At 28.6% G+C, this 4,621-nt stretch carries 5 protein-coding genes; all 5 read left to right on the top strand.

Going from position 1 to position 4,621, the window contains the following annotated elements; genetic code table 11:
* The first annotated feature begins 185 nt into the window (after positions 1-185).
* The 5 genes from VLM92_RS13670 to VLM92_RS13650 all read left to right on the top strand — a co-directional run bounded on the left by VLM92_RS13670 (position 186) and on the right by VLM92_RS13650 (position 4,446).
* Positions 186-1,082, top strand: a complete 897-nt coding sequence (locus VLM92_RS13670; RefSeq protein ID WP_325276886.1) for a LysR family transcriptional regulator — start codon at positions 186-188, stop codon at positions 1,080-1,082.
* Positions 1,083-1,331: 249 nt separating this feature from the next.
* Positions 1,332-2,537, top strand: a complete 1,206-nt coding sequence (locus VLM92_RS13665) for an acetyl-CoA C-acetyltransferase (protein WP_325276885.1) — start codon at positions 1,332-1,334, stop codon at positions 2,535-2,537.
* 11 nt (positions 2,538-2,548) lie between these two features.
* Positions 2,549-3,214, top strand: coding sequence for a 3-oxoacid CoA-transferase subunit A (locus VLM92_RS13660; RefSeq protein ID WP_325276884.1), 666 nt, complete (start codon positions 2,549-2,551; stop codon positions 3,212-3,214).
* Positions 3,207-3,866, top strand: a complete 660-nt coding sequence (locus tag VLM92_RS13655) for a 3-oxoacid CoA-transferase subunit B (RefSeq protein WP_325276883.1) — start codon at positions 3,207-3,209, stop codon at positions 3,864-3,866. Before VLM92_RS13660 ends, VLM92_RS13655 begins: the two co-directional genes overlap by 8 nt.
* 112 nt (positions 3,867-3,978) lie before the next feature.
* The gene (locus VLM92_RS13650) at positions 3,979-4,446 is read left to right on the top strand and encodes a hypothetical protein (RefSeq protein ID WP_325276882.1); all 468 of its coding nucleotides are present in this window, start codon (positions 3,979-3,981) and stop codon (positions 4,444-4,446) included.
* The last annotated feature ends 175 nt before the right edge of the window (positions 4,447-4,621 follow it).

The following is a 4,621-nucleotide window of genomic DNA, read 5'->3' as shown; positions in this document are numbered from 1 at the left end:
TACTTATTATATTTTTAGATACCATTAAGACCTTAACATCTTTTGTTTTATAAAAAGTCACATAACATTGATAGCAACTATATATTAATGTTATGTGACTTTTTTGCATATATATTTTAACAGAGATTTATATAAATGTAATAATTAGGTATATTTTATATACAAATTTATAAAGGAGGAGGGTTATGCTAGGTATAAGAGAGTTAACTTATTTTGTAGAAGTTGTGAAAGAAAAAAATTTCACAAAAGCATCTAATAATTTACATATTTCACAACCTGCCTTAAGTAAAGCTATAAAATCAATAGAAGATGATATTAATGTTAAATTAATAGAAAGAGCTAATAGAAAATTTAAATTGACATATGAAGGTGAAGTATTTTATGAAAATGCAATAAATGCATTAACAAATATAAACAGGGAGATATCAAAATTATATGAAAGTATAAATGGTATTAAAAAATCAATAACAGTAGGAATTCCTCCTGTTATAGGAACTGTATATTTCACATCAATAATATCAGATTTTAAAAATATATACCCAAATATAGAATTTAATATGATTGAAGAAGGTGCTAACTTTATAAAACAACAAGTATCTTGTGAGGATATAGATATAGGTGTTGTTGTGCTTCCTATTAAATCTGATGACCTTATATCAATTCCTATATCAAATGGACAAGTAGTATTAGTAGTTAATAAAGACAATCATTTAAGTAAAGCCAATAAAATTAAATTAGAAGAATTAAAAGATGAAAAATTTATAAGTTTTGACACACAATTTATGATGCGTAATAAAGTTGTAGATGGTTGCAGACTAGTTGGATTTGAACCACAAATCATATGTGAAAGTTCTCAATGGGATTTTGTTGTAGAAATGGTTTCTTTAAATAAAGGCATATCCATTTTACCTAGACCTATAGTAGAAAAATTTAAGACTAAAGATATTGTATTAATAGAGATTTATGATTCTATTATTGACTGGAATATAGGATTTATAGTTAAAAGAGATAAATATTTATCTGACGAAGTCAAATCTTTCATAGAATTTACAAACTCTAGTATAAAAAATAAATATAAATAAATTTTTCATTATCTATTAAAGTAGCTAAATTTAATTTAGCTACTTTTTTTGTATAGTATAATTTTTAAATTGAACAACTAGTATGTTCATTAGGAAGTTTTCCACCTAAGTTAAGGGAAGTTTTTCTTAATAAAGCACAGTATTACTATAACTAAAAGTTATAAATAGCACAATTATTAAGAATTTATAATTATTCATTTGCCTGAATATATTTATACAAATAAGAAGTCAATGAAGGGGGAATTAAAAGTGTCAAAGGTATATATAGTAAATGCTAAAAGAAGTCCTATAGGTAAATTTTTAGGTGGGTTATCAAGTTTGTCGGCAGGTAAGCTTGCAAGTGAAGTTATTAAATCTGTAATAGAAGAATCAAATATAAATACTAAAGATTTAGATGAGGTTATACTTGGAAATGTGCTTTCTGCAGGGCAGGGGCAAGGGATTGCCAGACAAGCTTCAATATATGCAAATATACCACCACAAGTACCCGCATATACTGTAAATATTATATGTGGTAGTGGAATGAAATCGGTTATGATAGCTTTCAGTCAAATAAAGGCTAACATGGCAAATATGATTATAGCAGGTGGCGTAGAGGCAATGTCACAAGTCCCTTTTATGACTAATCCTAAGGTTCGTATTGGGAATAAGATGGGAAATATGGAACTTATAGATGGTATGATTAACGATGGACTTACTGATGTATTTAATAACTACCATATGGGTATTACTGCTGAAAATATAGCAGAGAAATATAATATATCTAGAGAAAAACAAGATATATTTGCATTAAACTCTCAAATAAAAGCTATAAAAGCTATAGATAGTAAAAGATTCAAAGAAGAGATAGTACCAATAGAGATAAAGACAAAAAAGGGAACAGCTGTTGTAGATACTGATGAATATCCAAATAGAAATACTAATCTTGAATCTTTATCAAAGCTTAGAGCAGCATTTAAAAAAGACGGAACTGTAACAGCAGGTAATGCATCTGGAATAAATGATGGGTGTAGTATTCTTTTAATAGCTTCTGAAGAAGCAGTTAGAAAATATAATTTAAACCCTATAGCTGAAATAATAAGTGTTGGTCAAGGTGGAGTAGACCCATCTGTAATGGGGCTTGGACCTGTACCTGCTATAGAAAATGTATTGAATAATAGCCCTATTAAAATGAGTGATATAGATCTAATAGAACTTAATGAAGCATTTGCAGCTCAATCATTAGGTGTTATGGAAGAATTAAAGGAAAAATATAATCTAAGTGATGGGTGGCTTGAGAAAATAACTAATGTAAATGGTGGGGCAATAGCAATAGGTCATCCATTAGGAGCATCAGGTGCTCGTATAATAACTACACTTGTTCATGAAATGAAAAAAAGAGAGCTTACTTATGGTTTAGCTTCATTATGTATTGGTGGAGGAATGGGTACTGCAGTAATAGTAAAAAGAGTTTAGGGGGAATTAATATGAGTAAAAAGCTTATAAATATAGATGATATATCAAATCATATAAAAGACGGAATGACTATAATGGTAAGTGGATTTATGGGATGTGGTAGTCCTCATAAGATAATAGATAAATTATGTGAACTTAAAGTTAAGGATTTGACTTTAATATGTAATGATACAGGGCTTATAGATTATGGTGTTGGTAAGATGGTAGTTAATAAGCAATTTAAGAAAATATTGGCAAGTCATATAGGATTAAATAAAGAGTCTATAAGGCAATTAAATGAAAATGAAACTGAGTTTGAATTAATACCACAGGGAACATTAGCAGAAAAAATAAGAAGTGGTGGTGCTGGATTAGGCGGAGTATTAACACCTACTGGAGTAGGGACGATAATCGAAGAAGGTAAGTCTAAAATTGTCATAGATGATGTTGAATATATAATAGAAAAGCCATTAAAAGCAGATATAGCTATAATAGGTGCTAGTAAAGTAGATAAAAAAGGAAATTGTTATTATAGCGGTTCTGGAAGAAATTTTGCACCTGTGATGGCAACTGCAGCGGACATGATTATAGTTGAAGCTGATGAAGTTGTTGAAGTTGGAGATATAAAACCAGAGGTAGTAATTACTCCACATATATTTGTAGATTATATAGTAAATGGGGGGAATTTAAATGGATAAAAATACACTTAAAAGTATTATAGCAAAGAGGGTTGCTAAAGAATTAAAGGATGGAGACGTTGTAAACTTAGGTATAGGTATACCTACTCTAGTTCCTAATTTTCTATATGAAAATATAGATGTAACTTTTCAATCAGAAAATGGATTTATAGATATAGGACCATGCCCTAGTGAAGGAGAGGAAAATGAGTATATAGTGAATGCAGGCGGAATGCCTGTAACTATAAAAAATAGTGGAGCATTTTTTGATAGCTGCACTTCTTTTGGAATAATAAGAGGAGGGCACGTAGATATAACCGTACTTGGTGCTTTACAAGTAGACGAAAAAGGAAATCTAGCTAATTGGATGATACCAGGTAAATTAGTTCCAGGAATGGGCGGAGCTATGGATCTAGTAGTTGGAGCTAAAAAAGTAATACTTGCTATGGAACATACTGCAAAAGGTAAGCACAAGATATTAAAAGAGTGTAACTTGCCACTTACTGCAAAAGAACAAGTTGATCTAATAATAACTGAAATGGGTGTCATAGAAGTTACAAAAGAAGGATTATTATTAAAAGAGATAAATAGTGAATTTAGTATAGAAGAAGTACAAAATGCTACGCAAGCAAGGCTTATAATAAGTGAGGATTTAAAATGCATGGATATATAGATACATAATAATCTACCCCTAGGGAACAAAAGCAGTACCTAGGGGTGATTTTTATGATAAAATAAGGAGTACAGCTAATATTAAGTAAATAAGCTTTAATGGAGGATGAAATATGCAACTAGTAGAGTTAAAACAATACATAGAAAATGATACAGATAAGGTAATTATAAATACTATGATAAAGGACGAGCCTAGTGTATTAAATAAATTTATAATAAATGTTATATGTGACCTTTTAGAAGGGATAAACTTAGGTGAAGAATATAAAATAAATGCAAGAAATAATATTAATTCATATGATGAAAAGTCTATTGGAGAAGTTGGAACATATGTAAGTTTAATTCCATATGTTCAATCTGCACTTAAAAATAATAAAGATGGATACGTTATTACAAGCACATTTATAGAAATGTTAATTAGCTATATTATAGGATATATAAAAGAGGAAGAATTCTTAATAAATCTTTCAAATATGATAAAGGTACTACAAATTTCAGATAAGTTATATAATGGATTAATAAGCTATTTTAGCTTTAATAAAAAAGATATAGTGGAAGGTATAAATGAAAGACTTAAATAAAAAATATTAACTATATATGTATAAATACAGAGTATTGTTTAAAGATAATCTGATGGTTATAATATTATAAGGGAATTAGTATTTAAGAGTAAGATTAGATACAAATTTTACATAAGAAAAATAAATAAAAGGAGATAAAATATGACTAATCAATTTTTAAGCAAAGAAAAATTAT

The organism is Romboutsia sp. (assembly GCF_035470145.1).
Taxonomy (GTDB): Bacteria; Bacillota; Clostridia; order Peptostreptococcales; family Peptostreptococcaceae; genus Romboutsia_D.
The sequence above is the reverse complement of the archived record's forward strand: the minus strand, read 5'-3'. Positions and strand labels throughout refer to the sequence as shown.

What these genes read in the sequence shown, in the direction of transcription:
- VLM92_RS13670 (WP_325276886.1), top strand. Translation starts at nt 186, where the DNA reads ATGCTAGGTATAAGAGAGTTAACTTATTTTGTAGAAGTTGTGAAAGAA.
- VLM92_RS13660 (WP_325276884.1), top strand. Translation starts at nt 2,549, where the DNA reads ATGAGTAAAAAGCTTATAAATATAGATGATATATCAAATCATATAAAA.
- VLM92_RS13655 (WP_325276883.1), top strand. Translation starts at nt 3,207, where the DNA reads ATGGATAAAAATACACTTAAAAGTATTATAGCAAAGAGGGTTGCTAAA.
- VLM92_RS13650 (WP_325276882.1), top strand. Translation starts at nt 3,979, where the DNA reads ATGCAACTAGTAGAGTTAAAACAATACATAGAAAATGATACAGATAAG.